Here is a 22,863-nt window from a genome sequence, read left to right on the forward strand (position 1 = left end):
CTGAAATATCTTTCCCACTTAAACAAAAAGGCCAATCATACTCGACTGGCCTTTTTAAGTTACTACTAACTAGTTTCGAACCTGACCATCGCCAACGACAACAAATTTTTCTGTGGTCAGTGACTCTAAGCCCATAGGACCATAAGCATGTAATTTACTGGTTGAAATACCAATTTCAGAGCCTAGTCCAAGTTGACCTCCATCTGAAAACCTCGATGATGCATTGGCCATCACAACAGAAGAGTTTATTTGACGAATAAACTGCTGACAGCGAGAAGTATCCTGACTAACAATGACTTCGGTATGGTCTGACGTAAACTCATTGATATGGCCAATAGCTGCATCGTAGTCTTCAACAACCTTAATCGCGACTTCTTGAGCCAAATACTCAGCATGATAATCATCAGTTGTTGCAGGTATCGCGTTATCAAAAAAGCTAATGCTATTAATACACGCATGTATCCTGACATTAAATTCCGCTAACGCCTTACTAGCGAGAGGTAAGAATTTATCAGCTACTGAACGATGTACTAAAACAGTTTCGATTGCATTACAAGCACTTGGGCGCTGTGTTTTCCCATTAACCAGAATATCAGTGGCTTTAGTTAAGCTTGCGTACTCATCAATATATAAATGACACACACCTTTAAAGTGCTGTATCACCGGTATTTGGCTATTTTCAGTTACATAACGAATGAGTCCCTCGCCACCTCTTGGGATCACTAAATCAATGGAGTCACGTTGTTTCAATAACTGTTCAATGACACTGCGACTCGTATCAGGAATCACCGAGACCATATGAGGATTTAGCTCATATTTAGCCAATACCTGGTGTATACAATTCGCTAAAGCCAAATTACTATGAATGGCTTCTGAGCCACCTCGCAGTACAACCGCATTACCAGCCTTTATGCATAAAGCAGCCGATTCAGCCGTAACATTTGGCCGAGATTCATAAATCATCGAAATAACGCCTAGAGGAATACGCATTTTACCCACTTGCAGACCATTAGGACGTAACTGCATATTGGCAATATTGCCGACAGGATCAGGCAAGTTAACAATGTCTATAATTGCTTGAGCAATCCCTTCTATTCGTTCCGGTGTAAGAGTAAGCCTATCAAGCATCGCTTCTGATAAACCTTTATCACGACCCGCGACTAAATCTTTCTGGTTTTCATTGATGATATTTTGGCTTTCGTGTCGAATCGCCTGCGCCATATCACTCAGTAATTCGTTTTTTTCTGTGGTGGTCAATTGTGCCACTTGACGGCTCGCCACTTTAGCTTGCTGCGCCATATGCTGCATATTAAATTCTGTCATTTCTCTTTCCATCAAACCCTTAACTGAGTATCACCATATCGTCGCGATGAACAATAACCTTGCTAGGACAAAAGCCAAGAATTAAGTCTATTTGGTTGCTATTTGCGCCTTTAATTTTTTCAAGATCACGGTGGCTATATTGGCTAATACCTTTGGCAATAACACGCTGATCGCTATGACTAATTAAATCGATCGAATCGCCTGCAGAAAATTGTCCACTAACACTGTTTATTCCTGAAGGCAGTAGCGATGCCCCCTTTTCGATAACCGCAGTAATTGCACCTGCATCAAGTGAGACCTTACCTGCACTTTTTAACGTATGTTTTAACCAATGCTTTTTCGCTTTTACCGGTGCTTGCTTCGCTAAAAAGTGTGTACCTGGTTTTTGGTTGGCAACCAATTGCTCAAACACTTGCGGTTTTTCACCATTGACAATAAAAGTCGCTATACCATTTTCCGTCGCTTTTTCCGCTGCTTGTATTTTGGTTTGCATACCGCCTGTTGCAATGTGATTTGTCGTACCACTTGCCATTTTATAGATGGCATCGTTGATCTCAGCGACTTCGGTTAATAATTTCGCCTCAGGATTATCTTTCGGGTTTTGATCGTACAAACCATCAACATCACTTAAAATCATTAAGCAGTCAGCTTCACTCACTAACGCAACTAAAGCTGCTAAATTGTCATTGTCGCCGACTTTCAGTTCATCCGTAGCTACCGTATCATTTTCATTGACCACAGGGATGACACCATTTTCCAATAGTATGCGAATGGTATTTTTAATATTGATATAACGCTGACGATCTTTTAAATCGCCATGGGTTATCAATAATTGACTACAAGGCACATCAAAAAATCGCTGCCAGTTTGCCATCATTTTCATTTGCCCCACTGCAGCCATTGCTTGCTTAGTGGGGATGGAGGGATTGGGAGAGCCATGTTGTATTAATGCACGTCCAGCAGCCACGCTGCCCGATGAAACTAAGATTACCTCTTTCCCAGCACTATGACACTGGGTGATAAAGCGTGCTATTGATAGTAAGTACTTGCCGCTACAACCATTTTTTTCAGGCGCGACTAGGGCACTACCAACTTTAATGACAACACGTTGAAAATTCATTGCTCCTCCTTTGTTTTCGTCTTCCATAGCATGACGTGAAAAACGCCTAAATAGCAATCATCTTTTTTACTTTTTATAAACAAAAAAGTTATTTTTAATCGGTTTAAAGCATATCCATCAAATTAAAAGCATTTTTGACAGTTGAAAACATGAATTTTAGGCTACGAAAATCAAGGTAGCTGAAAGCATGTTTATTTAGTGACCTGTGAATATTTTATCGATTACAGATAGAGAGCATCTATGTTGCAACAACATTGCCCAAATGAAAGTCAGACTTTTTCCATGACATGGATGTCAGTTAACTTAGTTTGAGGTATCAAAAGGTCGAAAACACTTGTTTACTATCAAATTTTATTTAATAACCAACTAACAAGTTGCCCCACTTACTATTTTTTAACCAATGATAAAAGCAATTTTCAAATTAGTCAGAAAGCCTTACAATCAAAGTTATGTAATTAAGGATTATTTCATCGAATAATAATAAGCATTATGTTGAATTTTTTACCTGGACCAATTAAAGGTTCTATTTCGTTTTTATTATATGCAATCAATACATTATTTTGGTTAATACCAATTGTTATCTGTTCGTTTCTAAAAGCACTTGTGCCAATAAAGGGATGGCAAAAACTGTTTAGCTACCTGCTAGATCAAATGGCAAGTAACTGGGTAGCGGTTAATACCAGCATCCAAAATTTATTTACCAAAGTTAGCTACAAAGTGTCGGGCTTAGACAAATTAGGAAAGAAAGATTGGTATTTAGTACTAAGCAATCACCAAAGTTGGGTAGATATCTTAGTGCTGCAAAGGCTGTTACATGGCAAAGTGCCTTTTTTAAAATTTTTCTTAAAAAAAGAGCTAATCTACGTGCCATTTTTAGGTCTAGCTTGGTGGGCACTAGATTTTCCATTTATGAAAAGGTATAGCCAAGCATACCTTAAGAAAAATCCACATCTACTTGGTAAAGATATCGAAACTACGCGAAAGGCTTGTGAAAAGTTCAAGCATAAGCCAGTTAGTGTGATGAATTTTATTGAAGGCACTCGCTTTACAGCCGAGAAACACAAAAGACAAAAATCTCCGTTTGCCCATTTATTACGCCCAAAGGCTGGTGGTATTGCTTTTGTACTTGACGCAATGGGGCAGCACTTAACCAAAATAGTCAATGTCACTATCTATTACCCGCAAGGTATTCCAACATTTAAAGACTTCATTTATGGCAAAGTTTCTGAAATCGATGTTAATGTACAAACAATCGATATTCCCAAAGAAATAATCGGCGATTATTTTAACGACAAGCAGTTTAAACAAAACTTCCAAGCTTGGGTTAATCAATTATGGCAAGAGAAGGATAAAACCTTAGCACAAATGATTGCTGATAGGAGCTAGCATATGAATCAATGGATAACACAGACCCTCACTCAACTAGGTTGGCCAAGTGCACATTTACCACTTGGTAGTCATTTAGTTGGATTTGCCGCCCTGTTATTCATTGCACTTGCTAGTCACTACATAGTGAAGCATCGAATTCTGGTGTTGATTCGAACCTTAGTAGAAAAATCTAAAAACCAATGGGACGATTTACTCGTTCAACACCAAGTATTCAGTAAAATATCGCTAATTGTTCCGTTTTTCTTACTTTTTTTATTAACACCGCTTTTATTGCCTGAGTCTTCGGCGCTTATACCTATTATTAAAGTGGCGGCACGAGTAGCAATAATTTTTCAAATTGCCCGCTGTATTTGCGCAATACTTGATGTAATAAAAAGTATTTATTTAGCAAAAGCTAAAGCTCGTTATTTACCGCTTAATGCAACCGTACAACTGATCAAGCTTGCCATTTACCTGATTGCTACAATTTTAGCAGTATCAGTTATCGTTGATCGTTCACCGATATTCTTACTTAGTGGTCTTGGCGCATTAACCGCAGTGCTGTTGTTAGTTTTCCAAGATACTATTAAAGGTTTAGTTGCAAGTATTCAAATTGCTGCCAATAAGATGGTGGCACCTGGTGATTGGGTAGAACTACCACAATATGGCGCCGACGGTGACGTATTAGAAATTGGCTTAAACACGGTAAAAATCCAAAATTTTGATAGAACCGTAACCACTGTACCCACCTATGCGTTAATTAGCGGCTCGTTTAAAAATTGGCGCGATATGTTTAATTCTGGTGGGCGACGAATAAAGCGCGCAATTAAAGTTGATATTGCTAGTGTAAAGTTTTGCCAAAAAGAAGATATCGAACATCTTTCAAGTATCAGTTTATTAAAGCCATATTTAGCCAAGAAGTCAGAAGAAATAAACCAACATCACCAAGCAAATGGCATTAGCCCAGAAGATAAGTTAAATCAACGACAGTTAACAAATATCGGAACTTTTCGAGCTTATATTGAAGCTTATCTAGCTCAACATAAAAAAGTTCACCATGAAATGACTTGTATGGTGAGACAATTGGCACCAACGTCAACAGGGGTACCTTTAGAACTGTATTTTTTCAGTAACGATCAAAATTGGGTAAGTTATGAAGGCATACAAGCAGATATTTTTGATCATTTGTATGCCATTGCACCGGAGTTTGGTTTGCGAATATTCCAACACCCAACCGGCTTTGATTGGCAGAAAAACTAAGCTGGCTTGCGGTTTCGAATAACACCTTCTTGCATAGTCGAAGCCACTAACTCGCCTTGGCGATTGAATATTTGCCCTCGAACTAATCCTCGGCCACTTGTCGCTGACGGACTATCAATCGAATAGAGCAGCCAATCGTCAAATCTAAACGGACGATGAAACCACATAGTGTGATCAATAGTCGCTATTTGAAAATTTGGATTCCAGTGTGTTTGTCCGTGTGGAAAGAGCGCCGTAGGTAAGAACTGAAAATCTGAGGTATACGCCAACATATACATATGAACCCGCAAATCATCAGGCAGGTCGCCATTGGTTTTAATCCACATATTGCATTGTGCCGGCATCTTTTCTGGACACACCCAGTTGTATTGCTCTACAGGTTTTAATTCAATTGGCTTTTCTGCGAGAAATTTACCTCTAACATTTTCTGGCAAAATATGTTGGTTAGCAAAAATGAAATCTTGATACGACGCTACATCTTCCGGAGGTGCGACATTAGGCATCTCATCTTGATGTTCAAAGCCTGGCTCCGGCTCTTGGAAGGATGCTGTCATATAAAATATGGGCTTACCATTTTGAATAGCCTGTACACGGCGAGCACTAAAGCTTCGGCCATTACGTAGCTCTTCAACTTCGTATACCACAGGCTTGCTGGCATCTCCTGCTCTAAGGAAATATGAATGCAATGAATGTACTAAGCGTTCTGGAGCAACCGTTTCCTGCGCTGCAGACAATGCCTGCCCCATAACTTGGCCGCCAAATAACGCTTTAAACCCTAAATCTTGGCTTTGACCTCGATATATTCCTTGCTCAATTGTTTCCAGTGAAAGTAACGATAATAAATCGTCTAGTACCTGACTCATAACAAACCCTTTGTATTTCAACTGATAACTATTATATAACGCTTGTCTTAATAGGAAATAGCACTTAAACAAAAACAAGCCATACTGCTCTGACCATTAGATTATCAATAATGCTAACTAGCCGTTATATTTTAATTTTTTATTATTTATACTTTTTTAGTGTTGAAATATTAATCAATGTAATATAGTGTTTCGATAATGTGGTGGTTAACCATTAACAACACAGCGTAAATAGAGGCAGAAAATGCATGCTACATCTGAACGTGAAGTGCTTTTAGAAAGAAGGCATCACGAACAAATTCAAGCTGGCTTGTGGGACCAACTTACTTTAGCCCAAAAATTTGCTGCAAGTAGCCTAACTCAGTTTGGTTATGACTTAGCATTTATAAGGGAAAGTAATACTGGCGGATTAGCCATATTATTATGCGATGGAAATGCAGCGACTATTACCGGAGATGGTGAAATTAATACGGCTCCCAAAATTCAGATTAGATAATAAAAAAGCGCCTTTAGGCGCTTTTTTATTATCTATAGTTGCTCAACCTTGATTAAACTTCTGAAATTCTACAGTAGGCTGGGGTTGGCTAGGTTGCTTTTTTATCGGTTTAACTTTCGCTAGCTCACCTTGCTGTTCGGTAAGAAGCGCCTCCATCATCGACATAAAACCATTTAAATTATCACTCGCCCACATTCGTTTAATATGCTTCTCTTGCCCAGAGATAAACCGTAAAAACTCTTTAAACGAACCAATTTTGTAACTTTCAAAGCACTTTTCGACAATAGGCCTTAATTTTTCTTTACCCGAAGAGCACGAGCGAAAGATAGCAGAATAGTTGTTCACGATTGGCCAAATAAGCGCCATGTCGCTGGCAATTGTCGGGGCAATTTTTTCAGCTTTTTCTTTTGTTGCATTATAGCGAAATAGATAAAATTCAGATTGCTTTGCTGCTACAACAGCAAGTGTATCCATTAATAATTTATAATCTTTTCGAGTCTGTACGCTTTCACGCTTTTGCTGCATCAATTCATGCTGCAACCGCTCTGAGCGAAAATAAAAATATATACTAACAACAACAAATATTACGACAACGATTAATGCTAATACTATCAACTTACTCGTACCTTAATTTTTAAATTCACGACACATCACTTAAACGAGACAAAAAGATATAAGGGTCTATATCTTGTACCGTTGGCGTAGCAATAGAGAATCTTATATTAACCGAAAACTCACCTAAGTTGGCAAAAAATCTTACTTTTAATGCCTCAATCAACTTTTCAAATTTAGCCTGCGCTTGTTCGCTAGTTTGGTGAGGGTATAACACAATATATTCACCATCATTGATCTGCCCAGTCTGGTCAAATTCACCAACATGTTCATTAATCAATGTAGCTATCGTTTTGTTTACTTCGCCAATCACTTTTTTATTAAAACTAAACGTTAAATCCTGCCAGTTACTTATTGTCAAATAACCTACAGATAACGGATATTCATACTTACGCGCTTTTTTAAAGGCTCGATGGTAAATGTATTTAGTTTGAGCAGGGGAAGGTAATATATAGGCAGGACGTTCTAATTGCTCATAAACATAATTTTGTTTTCTGGAACGATAAGAAAACCACTGAAGTAATATAATAACGGCCAATAATAAAGTGGTCATTAAAAATATAGTGACCAAGCGTTCTTGTACTACTAGGCGCTCTGAAAATTCAGTATGCGCTTCATAGCTTTCAGCTAAATCTAAGGCGATTTCTTTATTACTATTTTCGATACTTAAAGTAGATGGAGCTTGAATTGCTTTGAGTTGATTACCTTTGAAAAATTGACGTTGAAGCTCTACATATTGGTTCAACATGTCTAACGCTTTGTTAGTTTCACCCTGCTTTTGATAATGATTGGACAACAATAGATACAAGTCAATTTGACTACTTGAGACTTCTGCTATTTCCGAGATTTCTTCTGCTAGCATCAATAATTGCTGAGCAAACGTCTCTCGTTTTGTCGCATAGCTGGCCTTAGTTAAGGCAATCAACGTACTTAAATAAGGTTTATTTAAGTTTTGCCCTTTAAATGAATTTTCTGCTTCAATCAACGCTAAATATGCTTTTTGAAAATCTTGCTGTTCTAATAAGACTTGCCCCAACCCTAACTCTGCATAAGCTCGTTTAATTGGCCAATTTTCTTGTTCTGCTATTTTCTTAACTTCCCAGTATGCATTATAGGCATCGTCATACCTGTGAGTTGCTTTATAGCCGCCAGCCAAGTTGTAGTAGGTCGTTTCAATGCCATTTTGCTTATTAAGCGCAAATCTAAGTTTAAGAATGCGTTCATGCATTTCTAAGGCCGTCTGATAATCCCCTAAATAATGATAGGAAATTGCAATAACTTCCAACAACTCCAAATATTCTGCGTATTGCCTATGTTGATCAATTAGCTCTTTCACATGAACTAAATCACCATAAGCTTTTTCGCTCTCGCCGATTAAAGCGTTTGCCATTGCACGATAGCCTAAACCGAGCAGTTGATACTTAATCAAACCGTATTCCTTGGCTTGATTAAATACTTGGTCTACAAAATGGAAAACATTGTGATATTGGCCTTTAACAAAATAACCTGCGGCTATTTTTATCTCTAAGTTCAACTGTATTTCTACTGGCAACGGGTTGTAGGTCAAGCCGTCAACGGCAAATTGGAAAGCGCGTGCAGAATCTCCCTTACTATTTGCTACTTCGGCGAGTAACACATAGGCTTGAGCAATAATTTCTTTAGGATATTGTTGACGATATTGAATGATTTCGGTGGCAAGTGTAACGACTTGTTCATAGACTAAATCATCTTTATCCGCTTGATATAACTGACTAACCCGCTCAGTATTTTCTTTAACTATCTCACGGGTTTGTTGCGCCACGGCACTTTGGAAGAAGCCAATGCTCAACAAAATAAATAAACAGATCAAAACCTTGGCTTTCACGTGGCCGTTACCTTTGCAAAAAAGTCGACAAACTCAATGCATTCTAACCCGTTGCTTAGATTTTACCAATCGATGAATAACAGTACGAAAGCGTCGAAAAAATAAAACGTTTACAAGTTAAAAATCTTTATACTATAATGGTTACAGAGCAACTAAAGCTCGACAAAGGCAAATCTGGTGAAAACTAGAGACGCAAAGTTACCGGTCTAAGGGGAAACCTAGGACAGCGGAACTACCGAATTTAGATATAGTGGGGGCTTATCTATATTAGGTTTTTCTTAAACCTGGCAAACTCACGGTTAACTTTGCGTGTCCTTCCTTTGTTATTCTTAAATCAATTAATTTCAACTTAAACAATTCCAATTTACCGTCAGCGTATTAATACATTCAGCCTTCTAGTAAAAACAAAGGATGACGAGCGTACTCGCCATCTACCTTGCTAAAGTTGTCAGTTCAATCTTATTTTTTTTCTAAAGATAGTTTCTTTTCAGCAATGTACTGACGAATAATTTTTTCTAACATCGACAATGGCATAGAACCATTTTCTAATATACGATCATGAAACTCTCTAACATCGAAATTAGCACCTAAAGCTTGCTCCGCTTCCTTACGTAAGCGTTTTATTGTTAATTCTCCAATTTTGTATGACAACGCCTGACCAGGCCATGAGATATAGCGATCAATCTCAGTTTTAACATTATGCAGTGAAAGCGCAGTGTTACTTGCTAAAAAGTTCATCGCTTTGTCGCGGGACCATCCTTTGACATGCATACCTGTATCAACCACTAAACGACAAGCTCGCCACATTTCATATGTTAGTCGACCGAAATCACTATATGGGTCTTGATAAAAACCAGCTTCAATACCCAAAAATTCAGAATAAAGTCCCCAACCTTCGCCAAATGCTGAAATGTATGTTTGATTTCTAAACTTAGGTACATTCTCCATTTCTCGTGCAATCGAGCCTTGAAGGTGATGACCAGGTACAGCTTCATGCAACGTTAATGCTTCAAGAACATACAGAGGGCGACGATCTAATCGATAGGTATTCACCCAGTAATTACCTGGTTGATCATCTCGAGAAGGACCAGAATATCGACCAGTTGTATATTTGGGTGCGATATTAGCAGGCACTTCGATCACACCATAAGGTGTTCTAGGTAAGGTTTTAAACAAGCCTGGTAATTTTGCATCCATTTTCTTGGCTATAAAAGATGCTTCCTTTAGTAACTCTTCAGGCGTTTTTGCATAAAATTGTTCATCTGTTCTCAGAAATTCAACAAAATCAGCAAAACTGCCTTCAAAGCCAACTTGCTCAATAATGGTCTGCATTTCACCGCGAATTCTTTTTACTTCAGCTAAGCCAATTTCATGAACTTCGTCTGCTGTCATATCTAGTGTAGTAAAGTGTTTTACGCGATTATCATAATAAGCTTTGCCGTTTGGGAGGCTGCTTGCAGCAATGTTTTTACGCGCATTTGGTTTGTAGGTATTAACCATAAAGTCATAAAATTGCTGATAACTTGGGAATACTTTTTCCAAAATTACCGATTTAGCCTGCGTCTTTAAGTTTGCTTGCGTTGCTTCATCAAGGTGTGATGGCATCGCTTTAAACGGCTGGTAATAAGCACTTTGTGTAACATCTTCCTTGATGAATGCTTTGATTGAGTCTTCAAATCCTTCTAGTACGATCTGCGGCTGGGTATAGCCTTTTTCGATACCTAAACGCATCCAAGCCATTTGCTGCGAGAAGTAATTTGGCACTTGATTTAATCGACTCAAGTAATCGATGTAATCTTGCTCCGTTTTAAACGCGACCATTCGCGTGATAAAACTTAGGTAAGCGTGAAATCCGGACTCTGCCGTAAGTGGCATCAAGTACTCATTGTTTAAATAACTGTCGAGTTGGTTTTTAATGCGATAGTGTAAAACGGACCAACTAATTTTATTGTTATCATCTAACTTTGTTATATCCACTGCGTTAACTTGCTCAAAGATAGCCTTTAGTTTTTGATGATTTGCAGCTAACTTCTTCGAACTCATGTCTGGAAGCTGTGCATTACTTGCTCCAGCCTCTGGCTTATTATATGGGCTGCTTTGTTCTTCGTAGCTATGATAGTTGGCAATCACACCGGCCAGCTGTTCATTGGCATCTATCTTCTGCTTCTGCGTAGTTTGACTACATGCAACAAGCAGAAAAGCCAAGATTATATGTAAATATTTCATGATAAATTCCAACGTTATTCTATTTTTGGAGTGTCAAAGGGATTATAAAACTGCTTCTCATTGTCACTTAGCGCAGTAACCTTTGCGCTACTTCGTTTTTATAGGCATAGATAAAGGTGTGACCATTCTACTTGCACGCATACAATATTCAATTATTAACTTGCCTAATATTGTGACAGTAATTGCTGATAAATGAAGCAATTTGGCTCGGTTACAATTTTTATTGTAAAAATTGCATGCAAAACTAGAAGTTTTCTTGAAATTTAGACAGAATGGTCTACGGATATTGATTTTATTGGGATGAATCATTGAAACACCATGATTCGATAGCACAAGCAGAAGCAAAAATGACAAAGGCACTTAAGCAGCTCGCTAAGTGGCAGTTGTCAGCTGCCCCAATAAATTATGCAATTGCCTATGAATATATCAGTGAAAAAAACATTCCGCTCATTACCAAAATTGATCAACACCTCTTTAACCACCAGCATTTAGACAACTTCATTATTGAAGAGACTTATCAGCAATACATTCTAGGACAGAGTGAATTTCGTGACGAGATGTTTGATGATGTTGATAAAGTCACTAATCAGGTTAAAGACACTTGTTTACAGTCGACCGTTCAAAGCCAACAGTTCCTTGAAAATGTAGAAAACAATGTTGGCGTGATAAGCAATGGCAATGATGAGCAACAGCAGCAGGCAATTAATCAATTAAAGCAAGCGGCCTTAAAGTTTAAACAACAGCAACAAAAGTTAACAGAGCAGCTATTAGCCGCACAGCAAAAAACAAATGCGTTAAAACATGAGTTTGCTGCTGCTCGCAAAGAAATTTATTTAGATCCGATCACTAGACTTTACAATAAAAAAGCACTCACTAAACACTTTGAAGCTTGGGTGACAGAAGCACCTGACCGTCAAATTGCCGCGGTAGTGATTAATGTTGATCACTTTAAAGATTTTAACGAAAAATTTGGCTCACTCATTGGTGATGTCATCTTATCTAAAATTGCCAATAAAGTGAGTAACTATGTCGGCGAAAGCGGTTTACCTGTACGTACAGGCAATGAAGAATTCCTGATACTGCTACCAGATGTCGAAATGAATATAGCCGGTGAAATCGCTGAAAAAATTCGCCAAGGCGTTGAAAAGATTCGCTTCATCAGCAGTAAATCAGGGATACGATTACCACAAATGACCATCTCATTGGGTGTTAGTGAATTTCAACGTCGTGAAACTCTCAATACTTTAGTTAAACGCACCAAAAAGGCACTCTTCTGTGCCCAAGACGGCGGTCGAAACAAAGTGGCGATAGCCTAACTATACACCGTTTGCATCTACGGAAAATAGTGCAACCAAATCGTTAAAATTTTGCTCAGAAAATACTTGAATACCATGCTTTTCAAGTAGTTGTGCGGTAATTCCTCTACCTTCAATTTTTTTCCCACTAAACGTCCCATCGTAAACCCTGGAGCTTCCGCACGAAGGACTTGATTCTTTAAGCAATGCATAACGAATGTTATGTTGTTGGCACAAATATAGCGCATGTTCAGCACCTGATTTAAAGGCAGCGCTGACATCTGCGCCTTGCTGCGTGATAACTTGGCCAGTATCTCTATTTATTTCAGCCGGCTCTCTTGGTACAGCTAAGCCTCCCGCAACTTCTGGGCAAACAACAATAAGCCTCCCTTGCCGACGCCAGTCTGTAATAGTGCGATTTAACAATGCTTTTGCTTTGCCGTCATAACGAACATTTAAACCTAGGAAACAAGCACTAATTAGTATTTTTTCCATATTATTATTTCTTTATTAACTGATTTAGTTTAACCAGCTCTTCACCATCACCCGATTCAAGCTCAATCCAGCAAGACTGACTATAAACCTCAAAGTTAAGTACAAAGTTACTCGCCAACACAGTAAATCTTACGTTATACCTATCTGCTCCTGGTATATGTTCAATTATTTTTGCGCCATCTACCTCATTCAACACTAGATTTACCAACGATTGAATATCTTCATCGTCGAAGGATTCTGATAAGCGAATTTCTATATTATCTTGTGTAAAGAAAATATTTTCAGAATTTAACTGCTGCATGAAATTTCCAATGATTTTCCCCAATCTGGTGATTGAATGGCATATTTTTCAAAATCAGGTTGCTCATCAAAAGGTGCTTTTAGCACTTTTTGTAACTCATTAAGCATTTGATAGTTACCTTGCTCAGCTTCCTCTATCACTTGCTGTGCAAGATAATTTCTTAGTATATATTTTGCATTGTATTGGTTTTGCAGCTGGTGACGAGCTTTATCTGCAAATTCATCTTCTAACAATCGTTGACGGTATTTATTTAACCAACTAATCGCAGCACTATCACCCGAAAATTGTGATAAAAGTACTTGGCAATGTTCATTTTCACTGTCTTTAACAAACACTTGGTTGAGTTGTCGAAAACTCAAGGTGTAATCAGCTTTGTGTTTAGTCAATAAGTTCAACCATTCTCCCAACACATACTGGTCATCCTCCTGCCAATGGCTAAAGCCCAACTTTTTCTGCATCAATTGTAAGTAATGCCGAACAAATATCGGCTCATATTGACTTAATGTTTGAGTAATTTCTTGGACAGACAACCAATCTGAAAACGTTACCGCTAGCGCATTTAAATTCCATAAACCGATACTTGGTTGTTGCTCAAAAGCATAGCGACCCGTGTGATCTGAGTGATTACAGATAAACTTAGGATCATAATCATCCAAAAAGCCAAAAGGTCCATAGTCAATCGTTAAGCCTAAAATCGACATATTATCGGTATTCATTACACCGTGGGCGAAACCATGTACTTGCCACAACGCAATAAGCTCTGCAGTAGATTGCACTATTTTTTGCAGCATAGCTAAATGAGGCTTCTCCTCGGTTAAACATTCGGGAAAATAAGTCGCTAAGCAGTAATCTGCCAGCTGATTAAGCTCACTTTTCTTTCCATGATGAAACCAATACTCAAAATGGCCAAATCGAATATAACTTGGTGCTAATCGAGTCATCACAGCACCTTTTTCTACTTGTTCCCGGTAAACATCTTGACTGCTACCGATAATACTTAACGCTCGCGTTGTTGGAATATCAAGTGCTGCCATTGCTTCACTAGCCAGAAACTCTCGAACACACGAACGCAATACTGCTCGTCCATCGCCCATACGAGAAAAAGGCGTTTGCCCTGCCCCTTTTAATTGAACATCCCAACGAAGAAACTCGCTTCCTTTTACTTCACCTAAACTAATGGCTCGGCCATCTCCTAATTGAGGAACAAACTGTCCAAATTGATGCCCAGCATACACTTGTGCGTGGTGACAACCGCCTTCAGGTAATGCTTTACCAGAAAAGACTTCAACAAAGTTTGTTTGATGTAAATCATCTTTTGTAAGGCCAAGCTCTGTTAGCATATCGCCGCTTACAGCAACTATATGTGAGCCTACCAAAGGGGTTGGCCTAACTTTGCGAACTTGGAAAGGCATATGTTTGAGTAAATGATTGTCGAAGTTTAATACAATCGGCTTGAGCATCTTATCAACTTAGGTAACAATGGTTCTTGATATAATACTAAAAAAATCAAGGACAACTTAGCCCTTTTTCCCTATAATTGATAAAGGCTCAGAATAAATCTAATCATTAAAGAGAGACGGACATTATGAAAAAAATGACTCTTGCTATTGCAACTGCAGCAATGATGGCAGCTCCGGCGTTTGCAGCAGACGTTGCAGCGGGTAAAGCAAAATCAGGCATGTGTGCAGCATGTCACGGTGCAGCAGGTATTTCAGCAGTTCCAATGTATCCTAACCTTGCCGGCCAAAAAGAGGCATACTTAGTGAAGCAATTAAAAGACTTCAAATCAGGTTCTCGTAAAGACCCAGTTATGGCGCCTATGGCAATGCCATTATCAGATGCAGACATTGCTAACATCTCGGCATACTATGCAAGCTTAAAATAAGCTAGTTTCTTAATAAAAAAAGCGCTCGATGAGCGCTTTTTTTATTTCTTCAATACCTGGTTATTGTAGAGCAAGGAAGGCTTGAGCAATGTAAAAGTTGTTATCCCAAACCAACTCACCTTCATGCAATTCAAACGGTTGCCACTGGGTGGTTAAATTAAACCACTGCTCTTGTTCGCCAATACTTGCACGAATTGGCATCTCAAAACCTTCAATCACATTAGACCATCGAGCAGTAAGTTGTTGCCCTTTTATTCTAAACTCTAAAATTGGTAATCGATTATCTCGTAAATACTGGTCGAATAGGCTGCCAAGCGCTTTGCCTGACTGATCAATAATATATTGCTCTATTTGCGCTGTAGATACCGTTTGATGATAAAACGTGGTACCAAGCCCCCGTAAAATTTCTCGCCATTTATCATCATCATTAATCACCTGCCTAATCGTATGCAATAACGCAGCTCCTTTAGGGTACATATCAAAAGAGCCGATTTTGTGTTGATGATAGGGACCAATGACAGGCTTATCGTTATTGATATTTTGACGCAATCCCTGCTGATATTCATCGCCCGCCTGTTTACCATAATGGTATTCGACGAATAAGCCTTCGGCATAAGTTGTAAAACCTTCTTGTACCCATAGATCGGCAATATCCTTTGCCGTAATACTATTGGCAAACCATTCATGAGCCATTTCATGGATAATAATATAATCCCACTTAAGTCCCCAATCGGTACCACTCAAATCTCTACCTTTGTACCCGTTTTGGTAGCCATTGCCATAAGTGACCGAGCTTTGGTGCTCCATCCCAAGGTACGGTACTTCTACGAGCTTGAAACTGTCTTGGTAAAATGGGTACGGACCAAACCAATGCTCCAATGCCTGCATCGTTCTTAGCACATCTTTAAATTGCATGCGTGCTTTATCTTCATTTTCACGAAGCACATAGTAATCCATATCAAGTGGTCCAGTTTCCCCTTGATATACTTCGGAGAAATTAACGTAATCCGCAATATTAATATTCACCCCATAATTATTTATTGGGCTTTTTACCTGCCAATGAAATATTCGAGAACCCACATCTTGTTTATCTTCGACATTAACTAAGCGCCCATTGGAGACATTTACAAAGGGCTGCGGTACCTCAATAAACATATCAATACCGCGATCCGGTTCATCATAACCATGATCTTTATTCGGCCACCAAATACTAGCGCCTATACCTTGATTAGACGTGGCAATAAATGGCATTCCACCACCGTCTTCTGACCAAGTAACACCGCCATCCCATGGGGCATTCTTTGCCGCATGTGGCTGACCATTAAACTCAACTCTCAATTGATACTCTTTACCAACTTCATTTGCCGCTACGGTTGTAATAAAATAGCTATATCCTTCTTGGCGTATTGCAAGTTTTGTATCTTGTTGATAAGCAGCAACTAAAACCATAGGTTGTTGAAGTTCAAGTTGAAGCTCTCTAACGTCTGAAAGCACTTTGTAGGTAATCAGATTGCTGCCAGAAAATCGTTTCTCCCCAATATCAACCGCAACCGACAATTGATAATGCTGCAAATCCCACCAAGCTCTTTGCTCGGTAATACTTCCCCTTAAAACATTCTGTCGCTCGCTAGAAATCTCTTGTGCTTGAGCAGCTGAGTTAAAAGAAAATAACAGCCAACACAATACGAGTAACTCATTAATTCGCCTATTTTTCATTATTATGTCCTTTTTTACAGGCAGTTTTTGCTCTGCTCCTAAGCTTAGCACTACTTGCACTTACAAGCATTTTATGTAATCTTTCTGCCAGCTTAGCAACTTATGCAACTAGCAATAAGCTGCTAACCGAACTTGTCGGAGTGCCAAAAGGCTGAGATCGCGTAAGCGGGATCCGTAGAACCTGATCAGTGTAATTGCTGCGAAGGGAACAAGTGCGAAACCTATGCCTCACAAGATCATTGGCATTATTTCGTCCTCGTTTTACACCTTAGAGCTCCGCCTTTGATATTAATAATTTTCAGGTGAGAGACCATGAGTTCATTATCAAGACGCGAAAGACGTCAGCAAGCCGAAGCTTTTATCAACAATGTTTCAGGCCAAAGTTACCCAAACTCCAATAAAATTTATGTGCAAGGTGAGCTTCACGATATCCAAGTAGCTATGCGTGAAATTACCGTAGGCGATACCTTTGTCGGCGGCACTGAAGAAAACCCCATTTTTGAACCTAACGAACCCGTGCGTGTATACGACACCTCAGGCGTTTATACAGATCCTTCGGTTCAAGTAAATGTTCATCAAGGCCTACCAAAACTGCGAGCAGAATGGATCGCAAATCGTGGCGATACCGAAATGCTTGAAGGAGCAAGCTCTGGTTACAGCCAACAACGTCTAGCTGATGAAGGGCTAGACCACATCCGCTTTGATAATTTACCAAAAGTTCGGAGTGCAAAAGTAGGTAAAAACGTCACGCAAATGCATTATGCTCGCCAAGGTATTATCACGCCAGAAATGGAATATATTGCGATTCGCGAAAACACTAAACGTGCTGAAATGAAAGATGAAATTTTAAAACAGCAACATCAAGGTGAAAGCTTCGGCGCTATCGTTGGCAGCAGCGAGATGCCAGAACAAATTACCGCGGAATTTGTCAGAAAAGAAGTGGCAGAAGGCCGTGCCATAATTCCATGTAACATTAACCACCCAGAATCTGAGCCAATGATTATTGGTCGTAACTTCTTAATCAAAGTGAATTCAAATATCGGTAACTCAGCGGTCACTTCGTCTATTGAAGAAGAAGTAGAGAAGCTAGTTTGGTCAACTAAATGGGGGGCTGACACGGTAATGGATTTATCGACAGGTCGTTATATCCATGAAACCCGCGAGTGGATTATTAGAAACTCGCCAGTACCCATTGGCACCGTACCTATTTACCAAGCGTTAGAAAAAGTAAACGGTGTTGCTGAAGACCTAACCTGGGAAGTATTTCGCGACACATTAATTGAGCAAGCAGAGCAAGGTGTTGACTATTTTACCATTCATGCAGGTGTTCTACTGCGCTACGTACCGATGACGGCAAAACGTGTCACTGGCATTGTATCGCGTGGTGGTTCTATCATGGCGAAGTGGTGTTTATCACACCATAAAGAAAACTTCCTATATACGCATTTTGAAGATATTTGTGAAATTTGTAAAAAGTACGATGTAGCATTTTCACTGGGCGATGGGCTGCGCCCTGGTTCTATCGCTGATGCCAACGACGAAGCACAGTTCGCTGAATTGCATACGCTTGGTGAGCTCACTAAAATTGCGTGGCAACATGATGTTCAGGTAATGATCGAAGGACCAGGTCATGTGCCTCTTCATATGGTAAAAGCCAATATGGAAGAGCAACTTAAGCATTGTCACGAAGCACCTTTTTATACATTAGGTCCACTAACTACTGACATTGCACCTGGCTACGACCATATTACCTCGGGTATTGGTGCGGCAAATATCGGCTGGTATGGCTGCGCAATGCTTTGTTATGTAACCCCTAAAGAACATTTGGGCCTGCCAAACAAAGATGATGTTAAAGAAGGATTAATCACCTACAAAATTGCCGCCCATGCTGGTGATTTAGCCAAGGGACATCCGGGTGCACAAATTCGTGATAACGCCTTATCAAAAGCTCGTTTTGAGTTTCGATGGCACGATCAGTTTAATTTAGGCCTAGATCCAGAGCGAGCGCGTGAATATCACGATGAAACACTGCCACAAGAATCAGGCAAGATAGCGCATTTTTGTTCAATGTGTGGTCCCAAATTTTGTTCAATGAAAATCACTCAAGATGTCCGTGATTATGCTGCGAAACTAGAAGCTGAAGGCGCACAACCTATAGAAATAAAGCTACTCAATGAAACGATTGAGTTGGATAGTCAATCGCTTGAGCAAGGCATGGCTGAAAAGTCAGCAGAGTTTAAAGCGACAGGTAGTGAAATTTATCATCAAGTAAAGTAGCTAACTGTGAACATTCACTCAGAGCAGCAGACCTCCAAGCATTTCAGCACCAATATTGCCGTTATTGGTGCTGGACTTATGGGCCGTTTAATCGCTTTGTCGTTATTAGAACAAGGTCATCAGGTGACCTTGTTTGATAAAGACAGTAAAGCTGGTAAAAACAGTGCTGCATATGCCGCAGCAGGGCTGCTAACTCCGCTAGGAGAAGCAATGCATAGCCCTGCGAATATTGTGGAAATGGGGTTTGCCGCGCTTAAATGTTGGCCAAACATTTTGGCTAAGCTTGATGGCTACACTTACTTTCAACATGCAGGTTCCATCGTGGTTAGTCACGAACAAGACCTAAGTGACTATCAACGGTTTACTCGCTTCTTGGAGAGCAACTACTCGCAATATGCACTTAAAAAGTTGAATCGCGAACAGCTATTAGCCCTTGAACCGGAATTAGGCCGCAGCTTCAACCAAGGTCTATTTTTGCCAGAAGAAGGGCAGCTAGGTAATCGAAAGTTGCTTATTGCCTTAGAAAAGCAGCTCGAATTAGCGGGCGTTGTTTGGCAGGAACATAGCAAGGTTTTAAGCATTGACGAGCACGAAAGTAGTGTCACCATCGATTATCAGCAAGGCCAAGCTATTAACCAAGCTAGGCATCAAACATCATATGATTTTATCGTCGATTGCCGAGGCAGTGGTGCACGTGAAAATACCACTAAAGCTAAGCCGTTATCAGATTTACGCGCCGTGCGAGGGGAGCTTTTTCAGTTATATGCACCGCATATAGAACTAAAGCGGCCTATCCGGCTAATGCACCCTCGATATCAACTTTATATTGCACCGAAAACCAAAGGGTTTTATGTAGTTGGCGCGACCGAAGTTGAAAGTGAAGATTTAGCGCCAATGACAGTTCGGTCATCAATGGAGCTATTAAGCGCGGCCTACAGTGTGCATCCAGGGTTTGCCGAAGCTAATATAAGACAACATGTTACACAGTTGCGCCCAGCGTTTAGCGATAACCAACCGCAAATTTTTATTGATACCCGTATCGCTCAAGTAAATGGACTATATCGTCATGGCTTTTTAGTTGCGCCGATTGTATTGGCTCAACTTGAATTTGCTATCGAACAACGACTTTTAACCTTGGGTGGTCAACCAAGTCAACCTTTAGCTGAATCACCCTACCACTCGCTTTTAGCGATAGAAGAAAAAACAACTCCCCGAAGAATTAAAAGTAACCTATGAACATAAAAATAAACGGTGAAGAAACCAAGTTACCCTGCGATAAACCAACGGTTGCAGATGCACTGCAATGGCATTTATCTGCACTGGAAAGAAAGCAAAGTTTTGCAGTCGCAGTAAACAGCAGCTTCATCGCAAAAGATAATTACACGACAACACCGCTTGCTAGTAACGATTGTGTTGATATTTTTCTACCAATTCAAGGAGGTTAGGCAATGGCATTGAACATTTATGGTCAACACCTTAATAGCCGATTATTAATTGGAAGTGCGCTTTACCCATCACCTGAGGTAATGAAAAACGCCATAATTGCTAGTGGTAGTCAGGTAATAACCTTATCGCTTAAAAGGCAAAATCCAGCACAGCAGGCCGGCGCGAAGATTTGGCAATATATTAAAGATATTACAGCCCAAACCAACGGACACTTATTACCGAATACTGCTGGCTGCAAAACAGCAAAAGAAGTGGTGACATTGGCGCAAATGAGCCGCGAAATATTTAACACTGACTGGATTAAACTAGAAACTATCGGCGATGATTACAATTTACAGCCAGATCCGATCGAGTTACTTAACGCAGCAGAGCAGCTTATTGCTTTGGGCTTTAAGGTGCTGCCCTATTGCACCGATGACTTAGTGATCTGTCAACGTTTATACGACTTAGGTTGTCAGGTCATCATGCCATGGGCTTCTCCAATTGGCACAGGGAAAGGGCTAATGAACCCTTATAATTTAGAAACTATTCGCATGCGCTTACCCGATGCAACATTAATTTTAGATGCTGGTATCGGCAAGCCTTCAGATGCTTGTTTAGCCATGGAGATGGGTTACGACGGTATTTTGCTCAATTCGGCGATAGCGCTAGCAGATAACCCAATCATGATGGCACAAGCATTTGCAGCTGCAATAGATGCTGGCGAGCAAGCTTACTTAGCTGGTATTATGGCGCAACGTCAAACAGCACATCCTTCGACGCCTACGCTAGATACACCGTTTTGGCATCAAACCTAGATGAATATGAATAAAAATAAACCTATCGTTTGGACTATTTCTGGACACGACCCTTCAGGCGGCGCAGGTATTGCCGCAGACTTACGTACCATACATTGTTTTGCCGTTGAAGCTTGCGCCTTCATCACCGCTAACACAGTACAAAATTCGGAAGAATTACTCACAATTAATCCTGTCGACATCAAGATATTAGAACAGCAATATCAGCTGCTAATAGAAGATAAACTACCTGATGCAATTAAAATCGGTATGGTTGCCACCGATGAGCAAATTTACTGGCTAATTGAAAAAATCGCCGAGTTAAAGGCAGATAATGTCAATTTGGTTGTGGTCTACGATCCCGTCGCAGCAGCCACCGTTGGAGGAGTAACAACCGAAGTCACCAAAGACGCGCTGCATCACTTGTTTTCAGTAATCGACGTATTAACCCCAAACATGACAGAAGCAGAAAAACTCACTGGCATTTATCTTGGCGCTGTTGATGACATAGCCGATAAATTTTCTACATTCGGGATAAATAATACCGTTATTAAAGGTGGTCATACTGACGAGGAATTCTGTGTTGATTATGGCTATCAATTTTCCGAGCCCAAACAATTAAGAAGCAAATACAGCATAAGTTCAGAGCGCATTAATACCGACTATACTCATGGTGGTGGCTGTAGTTTCGCTTCCGCTATTGCTGCTCTGCTCAGTAAAGGCTATCTGCTACGCGATGCACTTACGATTACCAAAGCCTTTATGCAACAAGGCATGATAGCAAACGACGGTCGCATTCAATACTATGGTGCGTTCGAACAAACCGAGTTACCTACTAAACCTAGTATTTTTCCGCAGATAGAACTTACTCAGCCACTTTTATCTTATCCAACTTCGCCGTTTGCTGAACTAGGAATGAAACGAGACGGTAATCAAAGTCTAGGGCTATATCCAGTAGTTGATTCAATAGAGTGGCTAGAAAAGTTATTACCGTTAGAATTAACGATTATTCAGCTTAGAGTAAAGAATAAGCCTGAAAACGAGTTAGACGCTATTATAGAAAGAGCGGTAGAGTTAGCTAACAACTACCCAAACACGCGATTGTTTATAAATGATCATTGGCAATTGGCAATTAAGCATCGGGCCTACGGTATTCATTTGGGTCAGGAAGATATTTACCAAGCAGACCTAGCAAAAATTCAGCAGTCAGGCATTCGATTAGGCATTAGTACTCACGGTATTTATGAGTTTTTATTAGCACAACAGCTGAAGCCATCATACCTAGCAATTGGTGCAATATTCCCTACAAAAACAAAAGACATGACGGGCCAGATCCAAGGGTTAACTAACCTTAAGCAAATACTGAACATTTCGACTGATATTCCAGTAGTTGCAATTGGCGGTATTAACTTAACTAATGCGTCCGATGTGTGGTCTACCAGTGTTGATAGCATTGCAGTTGTGACTGCAATCACCCAAGCAGAGTGCTACATTGAAGCAACTAAGCGACTTAAAGCGATTGCAAATAACTATATTTAAA

20 protein-coding genes and 2 riboswitches are annotated in these 22,863 nt (G+C 39.9%); of the genes, 10 read left to right on the forward strand and 10 right to left on the reverse strand.

Going from position 1 to position 22,863, the window contains the following annotated elements; translation table 11 throughout:
* Nucleotides 1-69: 69 nt before the first annotated feature.
* Together HII17_RS03535 and proB are read right to left on the reverse strand one after the other, a co-directional pair.
* Nucleotides 70-1,323, reverse strand: a complete 1,254-nt coding sequence (locus tag HII17_RS03535; protein WP_169073914.1) for a glutamate-5-semialdehyde dehydrogenase — start codon at nucleotides 1,321-1,323, stop codon at nucleotides 70-72.
* A 19-nt stretch (nucleotides 1,324-1,342) separates the two neighbouring features.
* Nucleotides 1,343-2,443 (reverse strand): glutamate 5-kinase, encoded by a 1,101-nt coding sequence (gene proB / locus HII17_RS03540; RefSeq protein WP_169073915.1) that lies wholly within the window; start codon nucleotides 2,441-2,443, stop codon nucleotides 1,343-1,345.
* A 489-nt stretch (nucleotides 2,444-2,932) separates the two neighbouring features.
* On the opposite strand from proB, the gene HII17_RS03545 reads away from it, so the two are divergent.
* Together HII17_RS03545 and HII17_RS03550 are read left to right on the forward strand one after the other, a co-directional pair.
* Nucleotides 2,933-3,829: an acyltransferase gene (locus HII17_RS03545; RefSeq protein ID WP_169073916.1), complete on the forward strand. Its 897-nt coding sequence runs from the start codon at nucleotides 2,933-2,935 to the stop codon at nucleotides 3,827-3,829.
* Between the two features lie 3 nt (nucleotides 3,830-3,832).
* Nucleotides 3,833-5,071 (forward strand): mechanosensitive ion channel family protein, encoded by a 1,239-nt coding sequence (locus HII17_RS03550; protein ID WP_169073917.1) that lies wholly within the window; start codon nucleotides 3,833-3,835, stop codon nucleotides 5,069-5,071.
* Here HII17_RS03550 and tesB read toward each other — a convergent pair.
* Nucleotides 5,068-5,934: an acyl-CoA thioesterase II gene (gene tesB, locus HII17_RS03555; protein WP_169073918.1), complete on the reverse strand. Its 867-nt coding sequence runs from the start codon at nucleotides 5,932-5,934 to the stop codon at nucleotides 5,068-5,070. The genes HII17_RS03550 and tesB overlap by 4 nt on opposite strands.
* 244 nt (nucleotides 5,935-6,178) lie before the next feature.
* Between tesB and HII17_RS03560 the strand changes: the two genes are divergently transcribed.
* A complete protein-coding gene (locus HII17_RS03560; protein ID WP_169073919.1) occupies nucleotides 6,179-6,430 on the forward strand; it encodes a hypothetical protein in 252 nt (83 codons plus the stop codon).
* Nucleotides 6,431-6,472: 42 nt separating this feature from the next.
* On the opposite strand, the gene HII17_RS03565 is transcribed toward HII17_RS03560, so the two are convergent.
* The 3 genes from HII17_RS03565 to HII17_RS03575 form a co-directional block, all read right to left on the reverse strand.
* Entirely contained in the window at nucleotides 6,473-7,045 is a 573-nt protein-coding gene (locus HII17_RS03565) for a hypothetical protein (RefSeq protein ID WP_169073920.1), read from the reverse strand.
* Between the two features lie 25 nt (nucleotides 7,046-7,070).
* Nucleotides 7,071-8,906 carry a GGDEF domain-containing protein gene (locus HII17_RS03570; protein WP_169073921.1) on the reverse strand — a complete coding sequence of 612 codons (1,836 nt, stop codon included), beginning with the start codon at nucleotides 8,904-8,906 and terminating at the stop codon, nucleotides 7,071-7,073.
* 157 nt (nucleotides 8,907-9,063) lie between these two features.
* Nucleotides 9,064-9,146: riboswitch (cyclic di-GMP riboswitch) on the forward strand.
* 219 nt (nucleotides 9,147-9,365) lie between these two features.
* The gene (locus tag HII17_RS03575) at nucleotides 9,366-11,132 is read right to left on the reverse strand and encodes a DUF885 domain-containing protein (RefSeq protein ID WP_169073922.1); all 1,767 of its coding nucleotides are present in this window, start codon (nucleotides 11,130-11,132) and stop codon (nucleotides 9,366-9,368) included.
* A gap of 308 nt (nucleotides 11,133-11,440) precedes the next feature.
* Here HII17_RS03575 and HII17_RS03580 point away from each other — a divergent pair, with 308 nt between their 5' ends.
* Nucleotides 11,441-12,448 carry a GGDEF domain-containing protein gene (locus HII17_RS03580; protein WP_169073923.1) on the forward strand — a complete coding sequence of 336 codons (1,008 nt, stop codon included), beginning with the start codon at nucleotides 11,441-11,443 and terminating at the stop codon, nucleotides 12,446-12,448.
* Here the strand turns inward: HII17_RS03580 and HII17_RS03585 are convergent, their stop codons facing one another.
* The 3 genes from HII17_RS03585 to HII17_RS03595 are packed head-to-tail and all read right to left on the reverse strand — an operon-like array spanning nucleotide 12,449 to nucleotide 14,683.
* On the reverse strand, nucleotides 12,449-12,922 hold the full coding sequence (locus HII17_RS03585; RefSeq protein ID WP_169073924.1) for a DUF523 domain-containing protein: 474 nt from the start codon (nucleotides 12,920-12,922) through the stop codon (nucleotides 12,449-12,451).
* A 4-nt stretch (nucleotides 12,923-12,926) separates the two neighbouring features.
* Nucleotides 12,927-13,223, reverse strand: a complete 297-nt coding sequence (locus HII17_RS03590) for a DUF3630 family protein (protein WP_169073925.1) — start codon at nucleotides 13,221-13,223, stop codon at nucleotides 12,927-12,929.
* Nucleotides 13,211-14,683, reverse strand: coding sequence for a protein adenylyltransferase SelO (locus HII17_RS03595; RefSeq protein WP_169073926.1), 1,473 nt, complete (start codon nucleotides 14,681-14,683; stop codon nucleotides 13,211-13,213). The genes HII17_RS03590 and HII17_RS03595 overlap by 13 nt, the downstream gene beginning before the upstream one ends.
* 125 nt (nucleotides 14,684-14,808) lie before the next feature.
* On the opposite strand from HII17_RS03595, the gene HII17_RS03600 reads away from it, so the two are divergent.
* Nucleotides 14,809-15,108, forward strand: coding sequence for a c-type cytochrome (locus HII17_RS03600; protein WP_169073927.1), 300 nt, complete (start codon nucleotides 14,809-14,811; stop codon nucleotides 15,106-15,108).
* Between the two features lie 60 nt (nucleotides 15,109-15,168).
* On the opposite strand, the gene HII17_RS03605 is transcribed toward HII17_RS03600, so the two are convergent.
* Nucleotides 15,169-16,824: a M1 family metallopeptidase gene (locus tag HII17_RS03605; protein ID WP_169073928.1), complete on the reverse strand. Its 1,656-nt coding sequence runs from the start codon at nucleotides 16,822-16,824 to the stop codon at nucleotides 15,169-15,171.
* A 126-nt stretch (nucleotides 16,825-16,950) separates the two neighbouring features.
* A riboswitch (TPP riboswitch) is annotated at nucleotides 16,951-17,049 on the forward strand.
* An 87-nt stretch (nucleotides 17,050-17,136) separates the two neighbouring features.
* Between HII17_RS03605 and thiC the strand changes: the two genes are divergently transcribed.
* From thiC to thiE, 5 genes are read left to right on the forward strand one after another with little or no spacing between them, the layout of a single operon-like run.
* Nucleotides 17,137-19,101 (forward strand): phosphomethylpyrimidine synthase ThiC, encoded by a 1,965-nt coding sequence (gene thiC / locus HII17_RS03610; protein ID WP_169073929.1) that lies wholly within the window; start codon nucleotides 17,137-17,139, stop codon nucleotides 19,099-19,101.
* Nucleotides 19,102-19,107: 6 nt separating this feature from the next.
* On the forward strand, nucleotides 19,108-20,337 hold the full coding sequence (thiO, locus tag HII17_RS03615; RefSeq protein WP_328824452.1) for a glycine oxidase ThiO: 1,230 nt from the start codon (nucleotides 19,108-19,110) through the stop codon (nucleotides 20,335-20,337).
* Nucleotides 20,334-20,546, forward strand: coding sequence for a sulfur carrier protein ThiS (gene thiS / locus HII17_RS03620; protein ID WP_169073930.1), 213 nt, complete (start codon nucleotides 20,334-20,336; stop codon nucleotides 20,544-20,546). Before thiO ends, thiS begins: the two co-directional genes overlap by 4 nt.
* 3 nt (nucleotides 20,547-20,549) lie before the next feature.
* Complete coding sequence (locus HII17_RS03625) at nucleotides 20,550-21,344, forward strand: thiazole synthase (RefSeq protein ID WP_169073931.1); 795 nt, start codon at nucleotides 20,550-20,552, stop codon at nucleotides 21,342-21,344.
* Nucleotides 21,345-21,350: 6 nt separating this feature from the next.
* Entirely contained in the window at nucleotides 21,351-22,862 is a 1,512-nt protein-coding gene (gene thiE, locus HII17_RS03630; RefSeq protein ID WP_235938626.1) for a thiamine phosphate synthase, read from the forward strand.
* Nucleotide 22,863: the final 1 nt, after the last annotated feature.

This window comes from Thalassotalea algicola, assembly GCF_012932965.1.
GTDB lineage: Bacteria > Pseudomonadota > Gammaproteobacteria > Enterobacterales > Alteromonadaceae > Thalassotalea_F > Thalassotalea_F algicola.